Below are 539 nucleotides of genomic sequence, written 5' to 3'. Positions count from 1 at the left end.
ACACCGTATAGTTGCCATAAAAAGTATAATGTGTTATACCATTATGGGTTGTAGCTGTTCCCGGTGATGGTAAATGACTGTTTCCCGCTGCATTAAAATTCCATAGATAAGATGGAATAGTATTATTGTTAGCAATAGTAGATGTATCAATAAAATCAGTAGTAGCATCACTTAAACAAATTTCAGGCAAAATAAAGCCGGGATGCGGTTGTGGATTAACAGTTACTGCTTTTGTAAGCGTATCACTCTTACAACCAATACTGTTTTGCACAGCCATCTTTACATTATAAACTCCATAAGCATTAAAATATTGATTAAAGCTTGTATTAAAGCCACCTGTTGGTGTTAAGGTTGTTCCGTTACCAATATCCCAATACCATTTACTAATGGTTACACCGGTTGTAATGGAAGAATCAACAGCTTTATCAGTAAATGTTATCGGCCTGTTTTCGCAATAATTATTGGCAGCAGCAGTTACGAAATTGGCTGTTGGTAAAGGATTGATGGTTATGGTTTGTTTAGCTGTATCACTCATACAA

At 35.6% G+C, this 539-nt stretch carries 1 protein-coding gene; it reads right to left on the bottom strand.

Annotated features, from left to right (window positions below):
- Nucleotides 1–539, bottom strand: a 539-nt coding sequence (locus E3E36_RS11425) for a PKD domain-containing protein (RefSeq protein WP_206203636.1), incomplete at both ends; no start/stop codon positions are given.

This window comes from Thermococcus sp. M36, assembly GCF_012027355.1.
Taxonomy (GTDB): domain Archaea; phylum Methanobacteriota_B; class Thermococci; order Thermococcales; family Thermococcaceae; genus Thermococcus.
This window is presented reverse-complemented; position numbering and strand designations above follow the sequence as displayed.